General features: G+C 70.7%; 19 protein-coding genes. 17 read left to right on the plus strand and 2 right to left on the minus strand.

Annotated elements, in window-relative coordinates; all coding sequences use genetic code 11:
• The first annotated feature begins 16 nt into the window (after positions 1–16).
• The 16 genes from HNR30_RS32545 to HNR30_RS32620 all read left to right on the plus strand — a co-directional run bounded on the left by HNR30_RS32545 (position 17) and on the right by HNR30_RS32620 (position 16,125).
• Complete coding sequence (locus HNR30_RS32545; RefSeq protein ID WP_181613852.1) at positions 17–382, plus strand: DUF948 domain-containing protein; 366 nt, start codon at positions 17–19, stop codon at positions 380–382.
• The gene (locus HNR30_RS32550) at positions 379–594 is read left to right on the plus strand and encodes a hypothetical protein (RefSeq protein ID WP_181613853.1); all 216 of its coding nucleotides are present in this window, start codon (positions 379–381) and stop codon (positions 592–594) included. The genes HNR30_RS32545 and HNR30_RS32550 overlap by 4 nt, the downstream gene beginning before the upstream one ends.
• Positions 595–620: 26 nt before the next feature.
• Positions 621–3,290, plus strand: coding sequence for an alanine--tRNA ligase (alaS, locus tag HNR30_RS32555; protein ID WP_181613854.1), 2,670 nt, complete (start codon positions 621–623; stop codon positions 3,288–3,290).
• Positions 3,291–3,300: 10 nt separating this feature from the next.
• Complete coding sequence (ruvX, locus tag HNR30_RS32560; protein WP_181613855.1) at positions 3,301–3,786, plus strand: Holliday junction resolvase RuvX; 486 nt, start codon at positions 3,301–3,303, stop codon at positions 3,784–3,786.
• Positions 3,779–5,182 carry an endolytic transglycosylase MltG gene (gene mltG, locus HNR30_RS32565; protein WP_312894797.1) on the plus strand — a complete coding sequence of 468 codons (1,404 nt, stop codon included), beginning with the start codon at positions 3,779–3,781 and terminating at the stop codon, positions 5,180–5,182. The genes ruvX and mltG (HNR30_RS32565) overlap by 8 nt, the downstream gene beginning before the upstream one ends.
• A gap of 211 nt (positions 5,183–5,393) precedes the next feature.
• The gene (gene mltG / locus HNR30_RS32570; protein ID WP_181613856.1) at positions 5,394–6,503 is read left to right on the plus strand and encodes an endolytic transglycosylase MltG; all 1,110 of its coding nucleotides are present in this window, start codon (positions 5,394–5,396) and stop codon (positions 6,501–6,503) included.
• A gap of 41 nt (positions 6,504–6,544) precedes the next feature.
• Positions 6,545–7,405, plus strand: a complete 861-nt coding sequence (locus tag HNR30_RS32575; protein WP_181613972.1) for a shikimate dehydrogenase — start codon at positions 6,545–6,547, stop codon at positions 7,403–7,405.
• Between the two features lie 306 nt (positions 7,406–7,711).
• A complete protein-coding gene (gene infC / locus HNR30_RS32580; protein ID WP_312894801.1) occupies positions 7,712–8,281 on the plus strand; it encodes a translation initiation factor IF-3 in 570 nt (189 codons plus the stop codon).
• A gap of 204 nt (positions 8,282–8,485) precedes the next feature.
• On the plus strand, positions 8,486–8,680 hold the full coding sequence (gene rpmI, locus HNR30_RS32585) for a 50S ribosomal protein L35 (protein ID WP_181613857.1): 195 nt from the start codon (positions 8,486–8,488) through the stop codon (positions 8,678–8,680).
• Between the two features lie 25 nt (positions 8,681–8,705).
• Positions 8,706–9,089: a 50S ribosomal protein L20 gene (rplT, locus tag HNR30_RS32590; RefSeq protein ID WP_181613858.1), complete on the plus strand. Its 384-nt coding sequence runs from the start codon at positions 8,706–8,708 to the stop codon at positions 9,087–9,089.
• A 68-nt stretch (positions 9,090–9,157) separates the two neighbouring features.
• A complete protein-coding gene (locus HNR30_RS32595; protein ID WP_181613859.1) occupies positions 9,158–9,967 on the plus strand; it encodes a TrmH family RNA methyltransferase in 810 nt (269 codons plus the stop codon).
• 88 nt (positions 9,968–10,055) lie between these two features.
• The gene (locus HNR30_RS32600) at positions 10,056–11,132 is read left to right on the plus strand and encodes a sensor histidine kinase (protein WP_181613860.1); all 1,077 of its coding nucleotides are present in this window, start codon (positions 10,056–10,058) and stop codon (positions 11,130–11,132) included.
• Positions 11,133–11,410: 278 nt separating this feature from the next.
• Positions 11,411–12,451 (plus strand): phenylalanine--tRNA ligase subunit alpha, encoded by a 1,041-nt coding sequence (pheS, locus tag HNR30_RS32605; RefSeq protein ID WP_246379865.1) that lies wholly within the window; start codon positions 11,411–11,413, stop codon positions 12,449–12,451.
• Complete coding sequence (locus HNR30_RS32610; RefSeq protein WP_181613862.1) at positions 12,451–15,000, plus strand: phenylalanine--tRNA ligase subunit beta; 2,550 nt, start codon at positions 12,451–12,453, stop codon at positions 14,998–15,000. Before pheS ends, HNR30_RS32610 begins: the two co-directional genes overlap by 1 nt.
• A gap of 131 nt (positions 15,001–15,131) precedes the next feature.
• Complete coding sequence (locus HNR30_RS32615; RefSeq protein ID WP_181613863.1) at positions 15,132–15,872, plus strand: metallophosphoesterase family protein; 741 nt, start codon at positions 15,132–15,134, stop codon at positions 15,870–15,872.
• A gap of 7 nt (positions 15,873–15,879) precedes the next feature.
• Positions 15,880–16,125: a hypothetical protein gene (locus HNR30_RS32620; RefSeq protein ID WP_181613864.1), complete on the plus strand. Its 246-nt coding sequence runs from the start codon at positions 15,880–15,882 to the stop codon at positions 16,123–16,125.
• A gap of 50 nt (positions 16,126–16,175) precedes the next feature.
• Here HNR30_RS32620 and HNR30_RS32625 read toward each other — a convergent pair whose 3' ends face one another.
• Positions 16,176–17,477, minus strand: coding sequence for an MFS transporter (locus HNR30_RS32625; RefSeq protein WP_312894798.1), 1,302 nt, complete (start codon positions 17,475–17,477; stop codon positions 16,176–16,178).
• A 104-nt stretch (positions 17,478–17,581) separates the two neighbouring features.
• Between HNR30_RS32625 and HNR30_RS32630 the strand changes: the two genes are divergently transcribed.
• Positions 17,582–18,682, plus strand: coding sequence for a hypothetical protein (locus tag HNR30_RS32630; protein ID WP_181613865.1), 1,101 nt, complete (start codon positions 17,582–17,584; stop codon positions 18,680–18,682).
• A gap of 100 nt (positions 18,683–18,782) precedes the next feature.
• Here the strand turns inward: HNR30_RS32630 and HNR30_RS32635 are convergent, their stop codons facing one another.
• Positions 18,783–20,423: a class I adenylate-forming enzyme family protein gene (locus HNR30_RS32635; RefSeq protein WP_181613866.1), complete on the minus strand. Its 1,641-nt coding sequence runs from the start codon at positions 20,421–20,423 to the stop codon at positions 18,783–18,785.
• Positions 20,424–20,504 lie beyond the last annotated feature (81 nt).

Below are 20,504 nucleotides of genomic sequence, written 5' to 3' on the forward strand. Positions count from 1 at the left end.
AGGGACGGATGCGCTGATGCTTACCGCCGGAGAGGTCGCCGGCCTGGTCGTCGCCGTGTTCTGGGCTGTCCTGGTCTGCTTCCTTGCCATGGTGCTCGTCAAGCTCGCCCGGCTGCTCACCAGGACGACCAAGATGGTCTCCGACCTGAGCGACCGGGTCATGCCGCTACTCGACGACGCCTCTGTCACGGTCAACGAGACCAACCGCCAGCTGGCCGCCGTCGAGGCGATCACCAAGGACGTCAAGCAGGTCAGCGGCCAGGCCGCCAAGCTGAGCCTGATCATGCAGACCTTCCTCGTCGGGCCGCTGGTCAAGCTCTCGGCCCTGCTCCACGGCATCTCGGCCGCGCTGAAGGGCCGGAAGGCGATCACCAGGCGATGATCCGCAGACTCTTCTACATGTCACTGGGCGCGGGCCTGGCGATCTGGGTGATGCGCAGGCTCCAGGCCCTGCACCCCCAGCACGTCGCCCGCCGCACGGCCGATCGTGCCGCGAGCATGGCCGGCCAGGTGAGAGACTTGACCGCGTACGCGCTCGACGAAGCCGCCGTGCGCGAGACCGAACTTCGGGCCCAGCTCAAGCTCGAAGACTGACCCACTACGAAAAGGATGGCCGAATCATGGAGTCGGCAGAAATCGCACGCCGCTTCCTGCGCTTCTTCGAGGAGCGTGGGCACAAGATCGTGCCCTCGGCCAGCCTGATCGCCGAAGACCCGACGCTGCTGCTGGTGAACGCGGGCATGGTCCCGTTCAAGCCGTACTTCCTGGGGCAGCGCACGCCTCCGGCGTCCCGGCTGGCCAGCGTGCAGAAGTGTGTGCGCACCGGTGACATCGAGGAGGTCGGCAAGACCACCCGCCACGGCACCTTCTTCCAGATGCTCGGCAACTTCTCCATCGGCGACTACTTCAAGGAGCAGGCGATCCCCTTCGCCTGGGAGCTCCTGACGAGGTCCGAGTCCGACGGCGGCTTCGGCTTCCCCGAGGAGAAGCTCTGGGTCACCGTCTTCGAGAACGACGACGAGGCCATCGAGATCTGGCGCAAGGTCGGCGTGCCCTCCGAGCGCATCCAGCGCCGCGGCCTGGCCGACAACTACTGGCACATGGGCGTGCCGGGCCCCGGCGGCCCCTGCTCGGAGATCTACTACGACCGTGGCCCCGAGCACGGACGCGACGGCGGACCGGTGGCCGACGAGGACCGCTACCTCGAGGTCTGGAACAACGTCTTCATGCAGTACTCCCTGTCGGCCGTCCGCTCCAAGGTCGACTTCGACGTCGAGGGCGAGCTCCCGGCGAAGAACATCGACACCGGCATGGGCCTCGAGCGCATGGCGACGATCCTGCAGGGCGTCGACAACCTCTACGAGATCGACACCACCTTCAAGGTCCTCGACCGCGCCGCCGAGCTCACCAAGACGCGCTACGGCCGTGACCAGCGCGCCGACACCAGCCTGCGCGTCATCGCCGACCACGTGCGCACCGGCACCATGCTGGTCGCCGACGGCGTCGCCCCCTCCAACGAGGGCCGCGGCTACGTCCTGCGCCGCATCCTGCGCCGCTCCATCCGCAACCTGCGCCTGCTCGGCTCGGGCGAGGAGCGCTACATGCACGACCTCACCGCCACCACCATCGCGGCGATGGGCGACATCTACCCCGAGCTGAAGACCGACGCCCCGCAGATCCACGCGGTCATCGACGCGGAGGAGGCCTCCTTCCTCGGCACCCTGCGCACCGGGACCGCCATCTTCGACGTCGCCGTCGAGGAGACCAAGCGCAAGTCCGGCACGATCCTGTCCGGAGACCAGGCCTTCCAGCTCCACGACACCTACGGCTTCCCCATCGACCTCACCCTGGAGATGGCCGCCGAGCAGGGGCTGAAGGTCGACGAAGAGGGCTTCCGCCGGCTCATGAAGGAGCAGCGCGAGCGCGCCAAGGCCGACGCCAAGGCCAAGAAGACCGGCAACGCCGACGTCTCGGTCTTCGGCCAGCTCCTGGAGAAGGCCGGCAAGGTCGACTTCCTCGGCTACGACACCACGACCGCCGAGTCCTCGGTCATCGGCATCCTCGTCGACGGCGCCGCCGTGCCGGTCGCCGACGCGGGCGCCTCCGTCGAGATCGTGCTGGGCCGCACCCCCTTCTACGCCGAGGGCGGCGGCCAGCTCGCCGACCAGGGCGTGATCCGTACGGCAGGCGGCGTCGTCGAGGTCGTCGACGTGCAGTCGCCGCTGTCCGGGCTGGTCGTGCACCGCGGCAAGGTCGCCAGCGGCTCGATCAAGCTCGGCGACGAGGTCCAGGCCGAGGTCGACGTCGAGCGCCGCCGCGCGATCTCCCGCAGCCACAGCGCCACCCACATGGTCCACCGCGCGTTCAAGAACTACCTGGGCGAGAGCGCCGCGCAGGCCGGCTCGGAGAACTCTCCCGGCCGCTTCCGCTTCGACTTCACCTCCGCGGGCGCCGTCTCGCCGTCGGTGCTGCGCGACGCCGAAGACGAGGTCAACGCCATCCTCATCAACGACCTGCAGGTCAACGCCTTCTACACCTCCCAGTCGGAGGCGCGGGCGATGGGCGCGCTGGCCATGTTCGGCGAGAAGTACGGCGACGAGGTCCGCGTCGTCGAGATCGGCGACTACTCCCGCGAACTGTGCGGCGGCACCCACGTGCACAGCTCCGGCCAGCTCGGCCTCGTCAAGATCCTCGGCGAGCAGTCGGTCGGCGCCGGCGTGCGCCGCGTCGAAGCCCTCGTCGGCATCGACGCCTTCCGCTTCCTGGCCAAGGAGTCGGTGCTGGTCGCCCAGCTCACCGAGCAGCTCAAGGCCCGCCGCGAGGAGCTGCCCGAGCGCATCGAGGGCATCGTCACCCGCCTGCGCAACGCCGAGAAGGACCTGGAGAAGCTGCGCTCCTCCCAGGTGCTCGCCATCGCGGGTGAGCTGGCCGCCTCCGCCCGCGACCTCGGCGGCGTCTCCGTCGTCACCCACCGCGCGCCTGATGGCACCAGCCCCGACGACCTGCGTAAGCTCGCGCTTGATGTGCGCGGCAGGTTCCCGGCCGACCGCGCGGCGGTCGTCGTGATCGCCGGAGCCCCCAGCGACAGGCCGGTCGTGGTTGCCGCGGTCAACGAGGCGGGACGCACACGCGGGCTCAAGGCTGGGCAGCTGGTCGGCGTCGCCGCCAAGGCACTGGGGGGTGGCGGTGGCGGCAAGGACGACGTCGCGCAGGGCGGGGGGACTCGGGTCGAGTCCATTGACGACGCTCTGCGACAGGTGGGCGAGACCATCGCAGGACAGCTCGGCTGAGCCTGCGGAGATGCGTCAAGGCACCAGGCTCGGCGTCGACGTCGGGTCGGTCCGCGTCGGGGTGGCGCGCAGCGATCCTTCCGGACTGCTGGCCACCCCGGTCGAGACCGTCAAACGCGGGCGAGGCGACCTCGACCGGCTCGCCGCCCTCGCCGACGAACTGTCGGCCGTCGAGGTCGTCGTAGGGCTGCCCACGTCCCTGTCGGGGCGCGAGGGGCAGGCCGCCACGCTCGCGCGCGAGTTCGCCACCGCGCTGGCGGCGCGGCTGGCACCCGTCCCCGTCCGGCTCTTCGACGAGCGCATGAGCACCGTCGCGGCGGCCGCGGGCCTGCGGGCCAGCGGGCGCAAGGCGAAGAACCAGCGGGCGGTCATCGACCAGGCGGCCGCGGTCGTCATCCTGCAGGACGCGCTCGATCGGGAGCGCGCGACCGGTCAACCACCAGGCAAACCCGTCGATCCGCCCTCCGGGGCGGACGGCGGTGCCCCCGGTGTCTGAGCGGCCCGCCGACGACGACCTGACACCCGAGGGCGAGCCCTCCCACGACGACGGAAGCGGGCGCGCCCACAACGCCGCGCGCCCGACTCCCGGCGACCCCTCGGGAGAGGACGCCCCTCCTGCGGGCGCCTCTCCCGCGGACGCCTCGGGCGCTGGCGTCACCGGCGAGGGAACCTCTGATGGCGGCATCTCTGACGGCGGCGCCTCTGATGATGCGGCCTCTGGCGATGTCGACCCGGGCGTCGACGCGCGGGTGGGCGCGGCCGCCGGTAGCGGTGTGCCCGTCGCCGGGCCGGCGGCGAGCGGCGGGCCGGTGTCCGCCGAGGGGGAGGACGTGGCGCTCGACACGCTGCTCGTCACCGATCCCGCGCCGCCCAAGCCGAAGCTCGGCAAGGGCAGGGCCGTCCTCATCGGCGCCGGCATCTCCGTCGCCCTGCTCGGCGGCGCCGGCTTCCTGGTCGCCAGGCCGTACGTCTCGCCCGCCGACTTCGAGGGCGGGGGCGAGGGCGCGGTGACCGTGCACATCCCGCCCGGCGCGTCGGCGTCCGACGTGGGCGAGCGGCTGGCCGACGCCGGTGTGGTCGCCAGCGCCCGCTCCTTCACCGACGTGGCCCTGGAGAAGGGCAAGGCCGAGAGCCTGCACCCCGGCCACTACAGGCTGCGCCAGGGCATGGCCGCGGTCGCGGCGCTCGACCTGCTGCTGTCGAAGGACGCCAAGGTCGTCAAGCGTGTCACCGTGCGCGAGGGCATGCGCCTGACCGAGGTCCTCGACACCCTGGCCAAGGCGACCGGTCTGCCGCTGAAGGACTTCCAGAAGAGCGGCGTGGCCCCGCCGTACGGCAAGACGCTGGAGGGCGTGCTCTTCCCCGCCACCTACGACGTGGAGCCGGGCACGACGGCCAAAGGCCTGGTCACGGCCATGGTCGACAGGTTCCGTACGGCGGCGGCGGATTTGAGGCTTCACGAGCGGGCAGCGGCTCTGGGACTCAGACCGCTGGAGGTGCTCACCGTGGCCAGCATCGTGCAGGCCGAGGGCGGACGCGACGCCGACTACCCCAAGATCGCCCGGGTCATCTACAACCGCCTGGCCGCGGGCACCCCGCTGCAGCTCGACACCACGGTGCTCTACGCCCAGGGCCGTTACACGCTGCGGGTGCTGGACCGTGACACCCGGGTGCGCTCGCCGTACAACACCTACCTGCGCCCCGGCCTGCCGCCGGGCCCGATCTCCAACCCGGGGGAGAAGGCGCTGAATGCCGCTCTGTCCCCTGCCGAAGGGGATTGGTTCTGGTTTGTGACCACGGATCCGGCGCATAGAATCACGAAATTCACTGACAAAGAGAGCGTGTTCGTGAGATACCGGGAAGAGCTGAACGAAAACCTCGGGAAGGACTGATGGGCCGACCGGGATCGTTGATCGCCTGGCCCCGATTCCCCGACGGGGCCTGCGAACTCCCGGCGTCGCCTAACATGGCTACTCTGAGTGATAATCGCTGGTCATCTCCACGAGTCTGGCGAACCCCCACGTTCAGCCCGGTTACCCCCACCGGTTTGGCGCATCCCCTTGACGCCGGCCCGGACAGACCGGGAGATTGGCGAGCGCACCTATGAACGATCTCGACTTCGACACGATGCTCGGCAGCGAGCCCCGCGGCAGGCGGGCCGCCCGCCGCCGTCGCCGGCGTACCCGGCGCGGGCGTTTCCTGGCGCCCCTGCTCGCCTTCATCGTGCTGGCCGGCATCGTCGGCGGCGGCGGATACTACGGCTACATGGCCATCCGCGAGGCCATGGTCCCCGACGACTACAGCGGCCAGGGCACCGGCGAGGTGACCCTCGAGATCGAGAACGGCCAGAGCGCGGCCGAGGTCGCCGACGAGCTCGTACGGCTCGGCGTGGTCAAGAGCGCGCGCGCCTTCTCCAACGCCATCGAGAGCGCGGGCAAGAGCGCCTCCCTGCAGCCCGGCACCTACAAGATGCGCAAGCAGATGTCGGCCGCCGACGCGGTCGCGATGCTCGACGCCGACAACAAGGTGACCGACACCGTGCTGGTCAAGGAGGGCCTGCGGCTCAGCAAGATCATCGAGGAGCTGGCGAAGGAGACGGGAAGGCCCGCCAAGGAGTTCCAGACGGCCGCCAAGGACCTCGAGCAGCTGGGCCTGCCCGCCTACGCCAAGAGCCTGGAGGGCTACGCCTTCCCCGCCACCTACGAGTTCCAGCCCAAGGACACGCCGACCGACGTGCTCGGCAAGATGGTCACCCGCTTCAACGAGGCCGCCGAGAAGGTCGACCTCGAGGCGGGCGCGAAGAAGCTCGGCTACAAGCCCAACGAGATCGTCATCATCGCCAGCATCGTGCAGGCCGAGGCCGGCCGCCACGAGGACATGGCGAAGATCGCCCGCGTCATCTACAACCGGCTGAAGCTGCCGATGCGGCTGCAGATGGACAGCACCACGATGTACGGGCTCAACAAGTACGGCACGCGCGCCACGCACGCCGACACCAAGTCGACCTCGAAGTACAACACCTACTACGTCGACGGGCTCCCGGTCGGGCCGATCTCCAACCCGGGCGAGGACGCCCTGCACGCCGCGCTCAACCCCGAGCCGGGCAAGTGGCTCTACTTCGCGGCGACCGACCCCAACAGCAACGTCACGGAGTTCGCCGAGACGATCGAGGAGTTCAGGGAGCTCGAGCGCAAACTCAACGCCAACAGCTAGTAGTACTCTCGGTGCGTCGAGTCGGGCGTGCCGGGAGGGTGTTGGTGGACAAGCGGGCCGCGGTTCTGGGGTCGCCGATCGAGCACTCCCTCTCGCCCTACCTGCATCGTGCGGCCTACGCCGCGATGGGGCTCGACGGCTGGCGCTACGGTGCGGCCGAGTGCGACGAGGCCAGGCTGCCGGCGCTGCTGGCGGCCATCAGGGCCGGTGAGCCGGTGCCGGGGCTGCCGCCCGGCGGTCCCTGGGCGGGCCTGTCGCTGACCATGCCGCTCAAGCGGGCCGTGCTGCGGCTCGCCGACACCGTCTCCGAGCTGGCCGTCGAGGTGGGAGGCGCCAACACCGTCGTCTTCCGCGACGGCGGCGTCCACGGCGACAACACCGATGTCTACGGCATCGAGCGGGCCCTGGCCGAGGCGGGCGTGCCCGCTCCCTCCGGCGCCCTGGTGCTGGGCGGCGGGGCCACCGCCGCCTCCGCCCTGGCCGCGCTGCGCAACCTCGGCCTGGGGGCGGCGACGCTGGTGGTGCGCGACCGCTCGCGGGCGGGAGAGACGGTGGCCGTGGCCGAGCGGCTCGGCGTGGCGCTGCGCGTGGAGCAGTTCGACAAGCTCGAGGCGCTGCTCGACGTCGAGCTGATGATCTCCACCCTGCCGGGACGGGCGGCCGACGTGTTCGCCCCGAGCCTGCGGGGGGTGGCCGCGCTGTTCGACGTCGTCTACTCGCCGTGGCCGACCCTGTCCGCGCAGGCCGTACGGCAGGCGGGCGGCACCGTGGTCGGCGGGTTCGAGATGCTCCTGCACCAGGCGGTGCGCCAGGTGGAGCTGATGACGGGACACGCCGAGGTGCCGGTGGAGGCCATGCGGGCGGCGGGCGAGGCCGAGATCGCCAGGCGCGCCGGGCTCTGAGGCCTCAACCGGACGATCCGCGGTCCGGGATGATTCGGCAAGCGTTCGTGGTTGTGGTAACGTAGCTCGTCGATCGGTCTGGCACGCCTGCCAGACGCGCAAGCGGAGGTCTCCCTCCCACCTGAGTCGCCGTGAGGTGGCCGGGTCCAGGATCACGCCGGACTTCACTCCGGGGAATCCATGCGAATGGATTCAGTGGCCCCGCATGCGCGACGTGCGGGGCTTTTCGGTTTTTCCGGAAGGCCTCCACGAGACGAGCGCGTAGGGATCGCAAACCTAGGAGGCCCCATCAGCACTGAGCCCCGCATCAACGAGCGCATCCGTGTGCCCGAGGTTCGCCTCGTCGGCCCCAACGGTGAGCAGGTCGGCATCGTGTCCATCCACGACGCCCTGAAGCTCGCCCAGGAGGCGGATCTCGACCTCGTCGAGGTCGCGGCCACGGCTCGACCGCCCGTGTGCAAGCTCATGGACTACGGCAAGTTCAAGTACGAGTCCGCGATGAAGGCGCGCGAAGCGCGCAAGAATCAGGCGCACACGATCATCAAGGAGATCAAGCTCCGGCCGAAGATCGACCCGCACGACTACGAGACCAAGAAGGGTCACGTGGTGCGGTTCCTCAAGGCGGGGGACAAGGTCAGAGTCACGATCATGTTCCGCGGACGTGAGCAGTCGCGTCCCGAGCTGGGCTTCCGGCTCCTGCAGAAGCTGGCGGAGGATGTCACGGAGCTCGGCTACGTGGAGTCCCAGCCCAAGCAGGACGGCCGAAACATGATCATGTTGATCGGTCCGCACAAGAAGAAGGCCGAGGCGAAGGCCGAGAAGGCCGCCGCCAAGGCGCAGCGTGACAGCTCGGAGCTCGACGACCAGGAGTCGTGACGCTCCGTTGGGGATAGCCTTACAGCACCCCAGCTGCCGCAAGACCTTTTGCTAGAGGCTCAACCGCCGCAACCGGGTCGGCCCCAACCACCGGCCCGGTCAGTGGCGCGGAGCGGGAGCCGAGCCACGTCTCGGCCACGAGGACGGAGAGGGCGCCCTGGCAGGCTGCCCGCTCTGTGAACGACGATTTGAGGGAGACGGCTTATGCCGAAGATGAAGACGCACAGCGGTGCGAAGAAGCGGTTCAAGCTGACCGGCACTGGCAAGATCAAGCGCCGTCGCGCCGCCCGCGCGCACTACAACGAGTGGAAGTCGTCCACGCTGACGCGCCGTCTCAAGAACGATGTCGTGGTCTCCGACAACGACCACAAGAAGATCAAGAAGCTGCTCGCTAAGTAAGCGCCTACCCCGGGGAGAATGAACTATGGCACGCGTGAAGCGGGCGCTCAACGCCAAGAAGAAGCGCAGGGTCGTCCTCGAGCGGGCGAGCGGCTACCGTGGCCAGCGGTCGCGTCTGTACCGCAAGGCCAAGGAGCAGATGCTCCACTCGATGACCTACGCCTACCGTGACCGCAAGGACCGCAAGGGCACCTTCCGCCGCCTGTGGATCCAGCGCATCAACGCTGCGGCCCGCGCCAACGGCATGACCTACAACCGCCTGATCCAGGGTCTGCGCCTGGCGGGCGTCGAGGTCGACCGCAAGATCCTCGCCGACCTCGCGGTCAACGACAGCCAGACCTTCGCGACGCTGGTCGAGGCCGCCAAGAAGGCGCTGCCGGCCGACGTCAACGCGCCGGCCGCCGGCTGAATCAGCTGCTGAAGAAGGGACCCACCGACCTCCACGGTGGGTCCCTTCTCCGTTTGAGGGGGACGGGTATGTCTGAGCTCACCAACGTGCGCACACCGCGCGTCAAGGCCGCCAGGCGGCTGACCAAACGATCCTTCCGCGAGCAGGACCGCAGGTTCCTCGCCGAGGGGCCGCAGGCCGTGCGCGAGGCGCTGCGGCTGCCCGACGTGACCGTGGAGCTGTTCGCCACCGCCGAGGCCGAGGTGCGGCACGCCGAGCTCGTCGAGGAGGCGCGGCTGCAGGGCGCGACGGTGCACCGGGCCAGCGGCGAGGTCATGGCCGAGCTCGCGCAGACCGTGACCCCGCAGGGCGTAGTGGCGATCTGCAGGTTCGTGCACGTGCCCCTGACCGACGCGGTCACCGCCGACGCCCGGCTGGTCGCCGTGCTCGCGCACGTGCGCGACCCCGGCAACGCCGGCACGGTCCTGCGTACGGCCGACGCCGCGGGAGCCGACTCCGTGGTCTTCACCGACGCCTCCGTCGACCCCTACAACGGCAAGTGCGTGCGCGCGAGCGCCGGGAGCCTGTTCCACCTGCCGGTGGTCATCGGCAGCCCCGTGCCGCAGGCCGTCCAGCACCTGAAGGACAGCGGGCTGCGCGTGCTGGCCGCCGACGGCAGCGGCAAGCGCACCCTCGACGAGGTCGAGCTCGGCGGGCCGACGGCCTGGGTCTTCGGCAACGAGGCCTGGGGGCTGCCCGAGGAGGTCCTGGAGTTGTGCGACGAGGTCGTGCGGGTGCCGATCTACGGCCAGGCCGAGAGCCTCAACCTGGCCACCGCCGCGGCGGTGTGCCTCTACGCCTCCGCGCGCGCCCAGCGGCAGGCGTCCGGCCGCGCCTGAGTGCGGCCTGATCACGGCGTGCCGGAGGGTCCCCGAGGGGTCGGGAAACCCGCTATTGTCGGCGTTGTAGGTCGAGGAGGGCGGTGTCGTGCACGGTGAAGATACCGGCGGGCGGGTGGTCGATCCCGCGTGCACGATCGCGATCGACGACCTGCCGGACGGACTCATCGTGGCCGACGCCGACGGCGTCGTCCTGGCGGTCAACCGGGCCGCCGAGCGCCTGACCGGAGTGCGCGGCGCCGTCGGCCAGACCATGGAGGAGGCCTTCCCCTTCCGTGACCACGACGGCCGCGAGTGGTGGAAGGCCCTCGACGTCCACAGCGGTCTGCCCACCCGCTCGCGCGCGCCGGAGAAGCCGCTGCACCTGCCCGGCGGCCAGGAGCTCTACGTCGCCGCCCGGCTGGTCCGCCAGCCGTCCAGAGGCGGCGAGGTCCAGCGCGTGGCCGTCACCCTGCGCGACGGCGGCACCCGCGCCCGCCTCGAGCGCAGCAGGGCCGATCTGGTCACCACCGTCGCCCACGAGCTGCGCAGCCCACTGACCAGCGTCAAGGGCTTCACCGCGACCCTGCTGGCCAAGTGGGAGCGGTTCACCGACGAGCAGAAGCGCGTCATGCTCGAGACGGTCAACAACGACGCCGACCGGGTGACCCGGCTCATCACCGAGCTGCTCGACGTCTCGCGCATCGAGTCGGGGCGGCTGGAGGTGCACCGCCAGGTGGTCGACCTGGTCGCGCGCACGCAGCGGGTGATCGCCGGGCGCGTCGCGGCGGGCGAGCCCGCCGGCCGCTTCGTCCTGACGTACGGCGACGACCTGCCCGAGATGTGGCTCGACCAGGACAAGATCGACCAGGTGCTGTCCAACCTCGTCGAAAACGCGCTGCGCCACGGACGCGGTACGGTGACAATAGACATCGAATCCGTCGGCTGGGGAGTTGCCGTGAGCGTGCGAGACCAGGGCGAGGGCATCGCGCCCGAGCTGGCTCCGCGCGTGTTCCGGCAGTTCTGGCGCGGAAACAGCCGCCGCAGGGGCGGCACCGGGCTGGGCCTGTTCATCGTGAAGGGCCTGGTCGAGGCGCACGGCGGCACGATCACCGTGCAGCGTGCCCCCGGGGGCGGCGCCGAGTTTCGATTTACCGTGCCCACCGGCACCCCCGACTTCGCGTGAGCTTCCAGTCGGCCCGGTGGGCTCCTCCGACTCGCACCTCCGCGCCGGCCTGAGGCTCCACGCACCAGCGTGGGCCTCCGCCCGCGGATCGCGGCTCCGCCCGCGGTCCCCGAAGGCGGCGCGGTGAAGGTTTTCCACAGCCGCCCACGGTGCGGCGCAGTCCCTTCGGCGTGACCCGGCTAGACTCGGGTCCGCTCAAGCCCTGGATACGGAGCTAAGTCTTGACTGACTACGACCCCGTCGAGGTGACACCGTTGCATGCCGACGAGCTGTCCCGCATGGAGGCCGACGCCCTCGCGGCGATCAAGGCGGCCGACAGCCTCGACGCACTGAAGCAGGTACGGCTCGCGCACGCGGGAGACCGTTCGCCCATCGCTCTGGCCAACCGCGAGATCGGCGCCCTGCCGCCCGCCGCGCGCGCCGAGGCGGGCAAGCGCATCGGCGGCGCGCGCAAGGCGATCAACGAGGCGCTCGCGGCGCGCCAGGCCGAGCTGGAGGCCGAGCGCGACGCCCGCGTGCTGGTCGAAGAGGCCGTCGACGTGACGCTGCCCTGGGACCGGCGGCCGCAGGGCGCCCGCCACCCCCTCACCACCCTGCAGGAGCGCATCGCCGACTGCTTCGTCGCGATGGGCTACGAGGTGGCCGAGGGCCCCGAGCTCGAGGGCGAATGGTTCAACTTCGACGCGCTCAACATCGCCACCGACCACCCGGCCCGCTCCGACCACGACACCTTCTTCGTGGAGTCGACCGACTCGGGCAAGGTCCTGCGCACCCAGACCTCCCCGGTGCAGATCCGCGCCCTGCTGGCGCGCGGCGTGCCGTGCTACGTCATCTCCCCGGGCAAGGTGTTCCGCACCGACGAGCTCGACGCCACCCACACCCCCGTCTTCCACCAGGTCGAGGGCCTGGCGGTCGACGAGGGCCTGACGATGGCGCACCTGAAGGGCACGCTCGACCGCTTCGCCGAGGTCATGTTCGGCGAGGGCATCACCACGCGCTTCCGTCCCAACTACTTCCCCTTCACCGAGCCGTCGGCGGAGATGGACCTGAAGTGCTTCGTCTGCCGCGGCGCCTCCGCGCTGCCGGGCAACCCGCCGTGCCGCACCTGCAAGTCCGAGGGCTGGATCGAGTGGGGCGGCTGCGGCATGGTCAACCCGCGGGTGCTCATCGCCTGCGGTGTCGACCCCAAGCGCTACTCCGGCTTCGCCTTCGGCATGGGCATCGAGCGCACGCTCATGTTCCGCCACAACGCCGAAGACATGCGTGACATGGTCGAAGGCGACATCCGCTTCACCCTCCCGTTCGGATCGGAGATCTGATGAAGGTCCCTCTTTCCTGGCTGCGGGAGTACGTCGACCTCCCCGCCGTCACCGCGCACGAGCTGGCCGACAAGCTCACCCAGGCAGGGCTGAAGCTCGAGGGCATCACCTCCCACGGCGACGACGTCAAGAACGTCGTGGTCGGCAAGGTGCTGTCCATCGAGGAGCTGACCGGCTTCAAGAAGCCCATCCGCCACTGCATCGTCGAGGTGGGCGAGGCGGAGCCGCGCCAGATCGTCTGCGGCGCCACCAACTTCGCCGAGGGCGACATCGTCGCGGTCGTGCTGCCCGGCGGCGTGCTGCCCGGCGGCTTCGAGGTGGGCGCGCGCAAGACCTACGGCCGCCTGTCGGAGGGCATGATCTGCTCCGAGCGCGAGCTGGGCCTGGGCGACGACCACAACGGCATCATGGTCCTGCCCGCCGACACCCCGATCGGCACCGACGTCGTCGAGCTGCTGGGGCTGCGCGACGAGGTCATCGAGCTCGAGATCACCCCCGACCTCGGCTACTCCCTGTCGATCCGCGGCGTCGCCCGCGAGGCCGCCACCGCCTTCGGCGTGCCGTTCAACGACCCCGCCCTGCGCGAGGTGCCCGCCACCGGCGAGCCGTCCTACCCCGCCTCGATCGGCGACGACACGGTGTGCGACCGCTTCGTGCTGCGCGAGGTCGCCGGCTTCAACCCGGCGGCGCCCAGCCCGCAGTGGATGCGCACCCGGCTCATCCGCGCCGGCATGCGCCCGGTCTCGCTGGCCGTCGACATCACCAACTACCTGATGCTCGAGCTCGGCCAGCCGCTGCACGCCTTCGACCGCACGAAGCTGTCCGGCGAGATCGTCGTACGGCGGGCGCGGGCGGGCGAGACGCTGGAGACCCTCGACCACGTCGTGCGCACCCTCGACCCGGGCGACATCCTCATCACCGACGACTCGGGGCCCATCTCGCTGGCCGGCACCATGGGCGGCCTCAACACCGAGATCAGCGACGAGTCGGCCGACATCGTCATCGAGGCGGCCCACTTCTCGGCCTCGGCCACCGCCCGCACCTCGCGCAAGCACGGCCTGGTCTCCGAGGCGTCCAAACGTTTCGAGCGCGGCGTCGACCGCGAGCTGCCGCTGGTGGCCTCCTGGCGGGCCGTGCAGCTCCTGGCCGAGCTGGGCGGCGCCCAGATCCGGCCAGGCGTCACCCACGCCGAGGTCGACGTCGAGCCGCAGCGCATCGCCATCCCGACCGGCCACCCGGGCGCCGTCGCCGGCGTGCCGTACGACCGCGAGACCGTCATCACCCGCCTGCAGCAGGTCGGCTGCGTCGTCGAGGAGGGCGACAGGCCCGCCGCCCGGCGCGGCGGGGTCGACCCGACCGGGGTGGTCTCCGGCGGCGACATCGACCTGTCGGTGTCCGGCGACGACATGATCACGGTTACGCCGCCATCGTGGCGTCCCGACCTGACCGACCCCAACGACCTGGCCGAAGAGGTCATCCGGCTCGAGGGGTATGCCAACCTGCCCTCGATCCTGCCCAAGGCTCCCGCGGGTGCCGGGCTCACCGAGCTCCAGCGGCTGCGCCGCCGGATCGGCCGCTCCCTGGCCGCCTCCGGCTACGTCGAGGTGCTCTCCTACCCGTTCATGGGCGAGCGCGATCTCGACAACCTCCTGCTGCCCGCCGGCGACGGCCGCCGTGTGGCCACCCGCCTGGCCAACCCGCTGTCGGAGGACGAGCCGCTGATGCGGACCACCCTCCTGCCGGGGCTGCTCAAGACCCTGGTGCGCAACGTGGGCCGGGGCTTCAACGACGTGGCGCTGTTCGAGACCGGCCTGGTCTACCGGCCCGTCGCCGACGCCCCGGCGCAGGCCCCCGTGCTGCGCGTCGACCGCCGCCCCTCCGACGAGGAGCTGGCGAGCGTCGCCTCGGCGCTGCCGCCGCAGCCGCACCGCATCGCCGCGGTCCTCACCGGAGAGTTCGAACGTTCCGGCTGGTGGGGCAAGGGCCGCCAGGCGACCTGGGCCGACGCCGTCGAGGTGGCCCGCACGGTCGCCCGCGAGGCCGGCGTGACGCTCGGCGTCGTCGCCGACCAGCACGAGCCCTGGCACCCCGGCCGCTGCGCCGCGCTCTACGTGGGCGACACTCTCGTCGGCCACGCCGGCGAGCTGCACCCGCGCGTGGTCGAGGCCTACGGCCTGCCCGCCCGCACGTGCGCGGTGGAGCTGGAGCTCACCCGCTTCGAGCCGCACCTGGCCGGTCCGGCGCAGGCGCCCAAGGTGTCGGCCTACCCGGTCGCCACCCAGGACGTCGCGCTCATCGTGCCCGACTTCACGCCGGTCGCCGACGTGGAGGCCGCGCTGCGCGACGGTGCGGGCGAGCTGCTGGAGTCGATCCGGCTGTTCGACGTCTACAGCGGGGAGCAGGTGGGGGCGGGCAACAAGTCGCTGGCGTACACGCTGCGCTTCCGCGCCCCCGACCGCACCCTCACGGTCGAGGAGACCACCGCGGCCCGCGACGCCGCCGTCGCCGTGGCGGCGGACCGGGTCGGGGCCCGCCTGCGGGGGGCTTAGCCGACAGGCAGTCCGGAGCCCGGGGCTTGTTCCCCGGGCCTCCGGCGTGTCGGCCCGCGATGGCCTTCGGTGTGTTCACGCGGGGTGAAGCGTCGTCGACATACACGGCAACACCCACCACAGTGGATGTCATGCGCATAGCCGTCCTCTCCGACATCCACGGTGTCCTGCCCGCCCTCGAGGCCGTCCTCGGTGAGCCGGACGTGCGGTCGGCCGACAGGGTCGTGCTCACCGGCGACATCGCGGCGGGACCGATGCCGGTCGAGACCCTCGACCTGCTGGTGAGCCTGGGCGAGCGGGTGGTGTGGGTCCACGGCAACGCCGACCGTGAGGTGGTCGAGGTCGCCGGCGGCAGGCGGTGCGACTACCCGATCTCGCAGTTCGCGGGCGAGCAGCTCAGGCCCGACCAGGTCGACCTGCTGGGCACGCTGCCGATGACCCATGCCGTCGAGCTCGGCGGGCTCGGCCGCACCGTCTTCTTCCACGGGACGCCGCGCAAGGACGACGAGGTGATCCTCGTCGACAGCACCTACGAGCGGTGGGCGGAGGTGCTGGGCGACCTGGAGGCCGACACGCTCGTCATGGGCAACACGCACATGCCGTTCGTGCGGCTCGTCGATCGCAGGATGGCGGTCAATCCCGGTTCGGTCGGCATGCCGTACGGCACGGCAGGGGCGCACTGGGCGCTGCTCGACGGGGAGAGCGGCGCGGTGACGCTTCGCCGTACTCCGCTGGACGCCGAGGCGGTGGGTGACCGGCTGATCGCCGAGTCACGCTACGAGGGGATCGTGGCGTGGGTGGGGGAGTACGTCAGGGAGAACTACTCCGACAGGCTGGCCGTGGAGGCGATGGGGCGGCGGGAGGGCCGATAATCGGGGGATGAGGCATCTGCTGGTGTTCGGCGAGCGTGACGAGGCGGAACAGGCCGCCGAGACGGTCGGGGAATGGCATCCGGAGCTGGGCGTTCCGGCGGTCGTGCGGGAGACGCTGGCTGGGGAGGACGACGCCGACGACGCGCAGTGGCTGGTGGTGCTGGAGGACCCTGAGGCGTCGTTGACGGGGGAGCAGCTGGCGCGGATCGACGCGCTGCTGGACGAGGCCGAGGGGTGGCGGGAGGCGGGCTGAGCGGCCGCCGCCGCGCGTCCCCGCCCGCTGTGCCGCCCGAACGGTGGGTGTCAGGCGGTGACGGGCTGGTCGGCGGCGCGGCGGGCCTTCTCACGCAGCGCGTGCTCGTCCGTCCTGGCGTCGTAGGTGCGGAAGCTCGGCAGCTTGGCCGCGAGCGCGACCACGGCGAGCACGCACAGCGCGCCCCCCGCCCCCAGCGACACGCGCCACCCGCCCAGCGACGAGGCCATGAAGCCCGCGCGGGCGTTGCCGAGCATCGGCCCCGTCATGTACGACAGCAGCTCGATCCCGGCCAGCCGCCCGCGCAGCTCGTTGGGGATGGTCTGGTTCCAGATGGTCGCCCGGAAGATGCCGCTGATCATGTCGGCGGCGCCCGCGAGGGCCAGGCAGGCCAGCAGCAGCCACAACGACGGCATCAGCGCCGCGAGGACGACGGCGACGCCCCAGACGGTGGCGGCGACGATGACGCCGAGCCCGTGGCGGTGGACGCGGCCGGTCCAGCCCGAGGTGACCGAGGCGATGAGGGAGCCGACGGCACTGGCGGACATGAGCAGGCCGGTGGTCTGCGGCCCGCCGAAGTGGTCGGCGATGAAGGGGTAGAGCGCCGTCGAGAAAGCGAAGATCATCGCTGCGATGTCGACGAGGTAGGTGCCCATCAGGTCCTTGCGCCCGACGGCGTAGCGCACGCCCTCGATCATCGTCTTGATGGAGGCGGGCGCGGTGTCCTCGGCCGGCGGGCGGGCGCGGATCATCCACAGCAGCGCCAGCGAGATCAGGTAGGTCGCGATGTTGACGGCGTAGGCGGTGGCGGCGCCGTACACGGCGAAGATGACGCCGGCCAGGGCGGGGGAGACGATCGCGCCGAGGTTCCAGCGGAAGCTGCTGATAGCGGCCGCGGCGGCGAGCTGGTCGTGCGGGACGACCTGGGGCATGAGCGATTCGAGGCTGGGCCGCTGGAGGCTGCCGAGGCCCGCGGTGAGGGCGCCCATGGTGTACAGGACCCAGATCTGGGGGTCGGGCAGCAGCGCGTTGACCAGCAGGGCGCCGATCGACAGCATGAGGCCGACCTCGGTCCACAGGACGATCGTGCGGCGGTCGAGTGCGTCGGCGATGGCGCCGCCCCACAGGCCGCACACCACCATCGGCACGAACTCGGCCAGCGCCATGAGGCCCACCGCGACGTAGTCGCCGGTGAGGTCCTTCATCTGCAACGGGAGCACGATCATCGACAGGAACGAGCCGAACATGCCGATGAGCCCGGAGCCGAAGAGCAGCCGGAAGTCGCGTGAGGAACGCAGGGGACCGAGGTCCATGCGCAGGTGCGAAAACAGCTTCTTCACAGTTCCAGACACGAGGTTCGATTGTGGGCCAAAGCCCAGATAGGCGGCAAATCGTTTTACGCCCTGCGGGCAGTGCTCGGCACGGTTAGTGTCACATCCGACACGAGGAGTGATTGATGAGTCTGCTGTCACGCGCGGTCGAGCTGAAGCCGGAGCTGATCCACTATGCCACCTCGGGGCGTTTCGCCACCGAGCTCGGCAAGGTGCTCGACCGTTTCTTCGCCGACGGGCCGCCCGCCGACGAGGCGGCCGCCTTCCTTCCGGTCGACTACTTCGCCCTGCAGCACCCGCTGCCCGGCGGCGACACGGTCGTCGACCGGTTCGTGGCCGAGCACGACGACCTCGACGAGGCCGACAGGGAGATGCTGCTGGGCTGGAAGGACGTGGTGGAGGGCATCTTCGAGGTCACGAAGGTCGAGGCCAGGGCGGTCACGCTGTTCAACCTGGTCGACGAGCTGACGTACCGGGCCTTCTCGAACCTGGGCAAGGGCGCCTTCGACAGCCTGGAGGAGGGCATGTTCGTGGTGGCCAGGCTGGTCCCGCTCCGCCAGGACTGGCTGATCAGCGCGACGCCCGCCGTACACGGGCCGGAGAGCGGGCCCGAGCTCAAGGCGGCGGCGGCCCACGCGGCGATGGCCAACCCCGCGCTCGTCTTCCGCAACCCCGAGGCCCTGGCCAGGGCGCGGGAGCTGCAGGTGGAGCAGCGCAGGTGCTTCGTCTCCTACTTCGGCACCGACCTGTTCGTGGTGCACGGCTCGGAGGTGGCCGAGCGGCTGCGGGGCTACCTGGTCTACCAGGCCGAGCGGCTGGGCGGCCGGCCTCCCGGCGAGGTGCCGCTGCCGGCGCACGTCACGGGGGCGGCGTCGGTGGCGCTGATCTTCGACGAGGCCGACGGGCTCGCCTACTACGCCGACTTCGCGATCCTGGAGGAGATCTTCGCCGATCCCCGGCTGCTGATGAAGCCGCGCTACCGCGAGGTGCTCTCCGGCTATCTGCGCGGCGACGCGGTCTCGCCGGTGCCGTTGCGGCGCCTGGCCGAGCGTGATCCCGACAAGGCGAGCGCGGTCTTCGCCCGGCTGCTCAACCGCAAGGGCTTCCAGTGGGAGCGCAGCGGGGAGGCGCTGCTGCGCTCGCACAAGCCAGGCTATTTCGCCGCCCCGCGCCTGCCCTCGGTGACGCCGCTGACCGCGGTCATCGCCGAACACGTGGCCGCGTAGAGGAGCCGAAGGCCGCCGGAGGGGTGTCCCGAGTACTCTTCCGGCGGCTTCGGCTGCTCCCAGTCAAACCGCTCTGTCTGAACGAATCGTGATAACGGGCTCAGGAATCGCCCAGAACCTCCCTGCGCAGGTGGGTCTTGAGGATCTTCCCGCCCGGGTTGCGCGGCAGCTCGTCGGAGCGGAACCAGTAGTGGACCGGGATCTTGAACTTGGCGATCCGCGAGGCCAGGAACTCCTGCAGTTCCTCCGGCGTCGCCGAGCTGCCCGCCGCGGGCCGGATGACCGCTCCGACCTCCTCGCCGAGCTCGTCGTGCGGCACGCCGATGACGGCCACGTCGTCGACGGCCGGGTGCTCGAACAGCGCCGCCTCGACCTCGGCGCAGTAGACGTTCTCGCCGCCCCTGATGACCATGTCCTTGGCCCGGTCCACGATGTAGACGAAGCCGTCCTCGTCGACGCGCGCCAGGTCGCCGGTGTGCAGCCAGCCCTCGACGAAGGTCTGCGCGGTGGCCTCGGGCTTGTTCCAGTAGCCCATGATGACGTTCGGCCCGCGCACGCACAGCTCGCCGACCTCGCCGACCGGCAGCTCGTCGCCGAGCGGCCCGACGATGCGCACGTCGACGACGGCGCTGGGCAGGCCGATGCTGTCGGGCCTGGCCTGGTAGTCGGGGCCGCCGTTGCCGATGGCCAGCGCCGTGGTCTCGGTCATGCCGTAGCCGTTGGAGGCCGCGCGCTGCGGCAGGTTGTCGTTGATGCGTTCCAGCAGCTTGGGCGGAGCGGGCGCGCCGCCGTACCCGAGGGTGGTCAGCGACGACAGGTCGTACTTGGCCAGGTCGGGATGCGACATCAGCTGCCACGCGTTGGTCGGCACGCCGATCATCGTGGTGACCTGCTCGCGCTCGATGGCCTGCAGTGCCTTCTCCGGGTCCCACTTGTACATGAGCACCAGCGCGCCGCCGGTGAACATGGTCGTGGTCAGCGCCGAGAAGCAGCCGGTGACGTGGAAGAGCGGCACGGTCAGCAGCGTGATGCGCTTGGCGCCGGCGGCGGCGCCGGGGTCCTTGCCCGCCAGGGCGACCGCGCGCATGAGCCCGTAGGCCACGGTCATCGGCGACTGGCCGAGGTTGCGGTGGCTGCCCAGCGCGCCCTTGGGGTGGCCGGTGGTGCCGGAGGTGTAGAAGATCGTGGCCGGGTCCTGCGCCGTGAGCTCCACCTCGGGAAGGGTCGTCTCCTCCTTGCTGAGCAGCTCGCGCCACTGCTCACCACGGACGACGATCGTCGGCACGCCGGAGCCGGCCATGCGCTGGGCACGCTCGTCGTCGGCGATGATGACCTTGGCGCCCGAGTCGCTCAGCCCGTAGGCCAGCTCCTGCTCGGTCCACCAGGCGTTCAGAGGTACGGCTATCGCCCCCGCCGCCAGGGTGGCGGAGAACGAGACGACCCACTCGGGATAGTTGCGCATGGCGATGGCCACCCGGTCGCCCTTGGCCACGCCGTACTCCGAGACCAGCCGGTGCGCCAGGGTGGCGGCCTGGCGGTAGTGCTGCTCGTAGGTGATGTGCTCGTCCTCGTAGGCGAGGAAGAGGTTCTCGCCCTGCCAGCGGCTGTTCTCCAGCAAGGTGCGGAAGTGCTGGGGGGCGTGTTTCCAGGTGCGTACGCCGGTGTCGCCGATCTCCTCGATCTCGAAGAGCTGTCCGGGGGCGGTGAGCTGGGCCTCGACCTGGGCGTTCGTGGGGCTCATACTGCGCGACTCCACTCTGTTACGGGGATATTTCACATTACCGACCAGTCGGTACGTCGCGCTAGATCCGCGGTGTTGCAT

The sequence above is a fragment of the Nonomuraea soli genome, from assembly GCF_013761175.1.
Classification (GTDB): domain Bacteria; phylum Actinomycetota; class Actinomycetes; order Streptosporangiales; family Streptosporangiaceae; genus Nonomuraea; species Nonomuraea soli.

What these genes read in the sequence shown, in the direction of transcription:
- HNR30_RS32545 (WP_181613852.1), top strand. Translation starts at nt 17, where the DNA reads ATGCTTACCGCCGGAGAGGTCGCCGGCCTGGTCGTCGCCGTGTTCTGG.
- HNR30_RS32550 (WP_181613853.1), top strand. Translation starts at nt 379, where the DNA reads ATGATCCGCAGACTCTTCTACATGTCACTGGGCGCGGGCCTGGCGATC.
- alaS (WP_181613854.1), top strand. Translation starts at nt 621, where the DNA reads ATGGAGTCGGCAGAAATCGCACGCCGCTTCCTGCGCTTCTTCGAGGAG.
- ruvX (WP_181613855.1), top strand. Translation starts at nt 3,301, where the DNA reads ATGCGTCAAGGCACCAGGCTCGGCGTCGACGTCGGGTCGGTCCGCGTC.
- mltG (WP_181613856.1), top strand. Translation starts at nt 5,394, where the DNA reads ATGAACGATCTCGACTTCGACACGATGCTCGGCAGCGAGCCCCGCGGC.
- rpmI (WP_181613857.1), top strand. Translation starts at nt 8,486, where the DNA reads ATGCCGAAGATGAAGACGCACAGCGGTGCGAAGAAGCGGTTCAAGCTG.
- rplT (WP_181613858.1), top strand. Translation starts at nt 8,706, where the DNA reads ATGGCACGCGTGAAGCGGGCGCTCAACGCCAAGAAGAAGCGCAGGGTC.
- HNR30_RS32595 (WP_181613859.1), top strand. Translation starts at nt 9,158, where the DNA reads ATGTCTGAGCTCACCAACGTGCGCACACCGCGCGTCAAGGCCGCCAGG.
- pheS (WP_246379865.1), top strand. Translation starts at nt 11,411, where the DNA reads ATGGAGGCCGACGCCCTCGCGGCGATCAAGGCGGCCGACAGCCTCGAC.
- HNR30_RS32610 (WP_181613862.1), top strand. Translation starts at nt 12,451, where the DNA reads ATGAAGGTCCCTCTTTCCTGGCTGCGGGAGTACGTCGACCTCCCCGCC.
- HNR30_RS32615 (WP_181613863.1), top strand. Translation starts at nt 15,132, where the DNA reads ATGCGCATAGCCGTCCTCTCCGACATCCACGGTGTCCTGCCCGCCCTC.
- HNR30_RS32620 (WP_181613864.1), top strand. Translation starts at nt 15,880, where the DNA reads ATGAGGCATCTGCTGGTGTTCGGCGAGCGTGACGAGGCGGAACAGGCC.
- HNR30_RS32630 (WP_181613865.1), top strand. Translation starts at nt 17,582, where the DNA reads ATGAGTCTGCTGTCACGCGCGGTCGAGCTGAAGCCGGAGCTGATCCAC.
- HNR30_RS32635 (WP_181613866.1), bottom strand. Translation starts at nt 20,423, where the DNA reads ATGAGCCCCACGAACGCCCAGGTCGAGGCCCAGCTCACCGCCCCCGGA.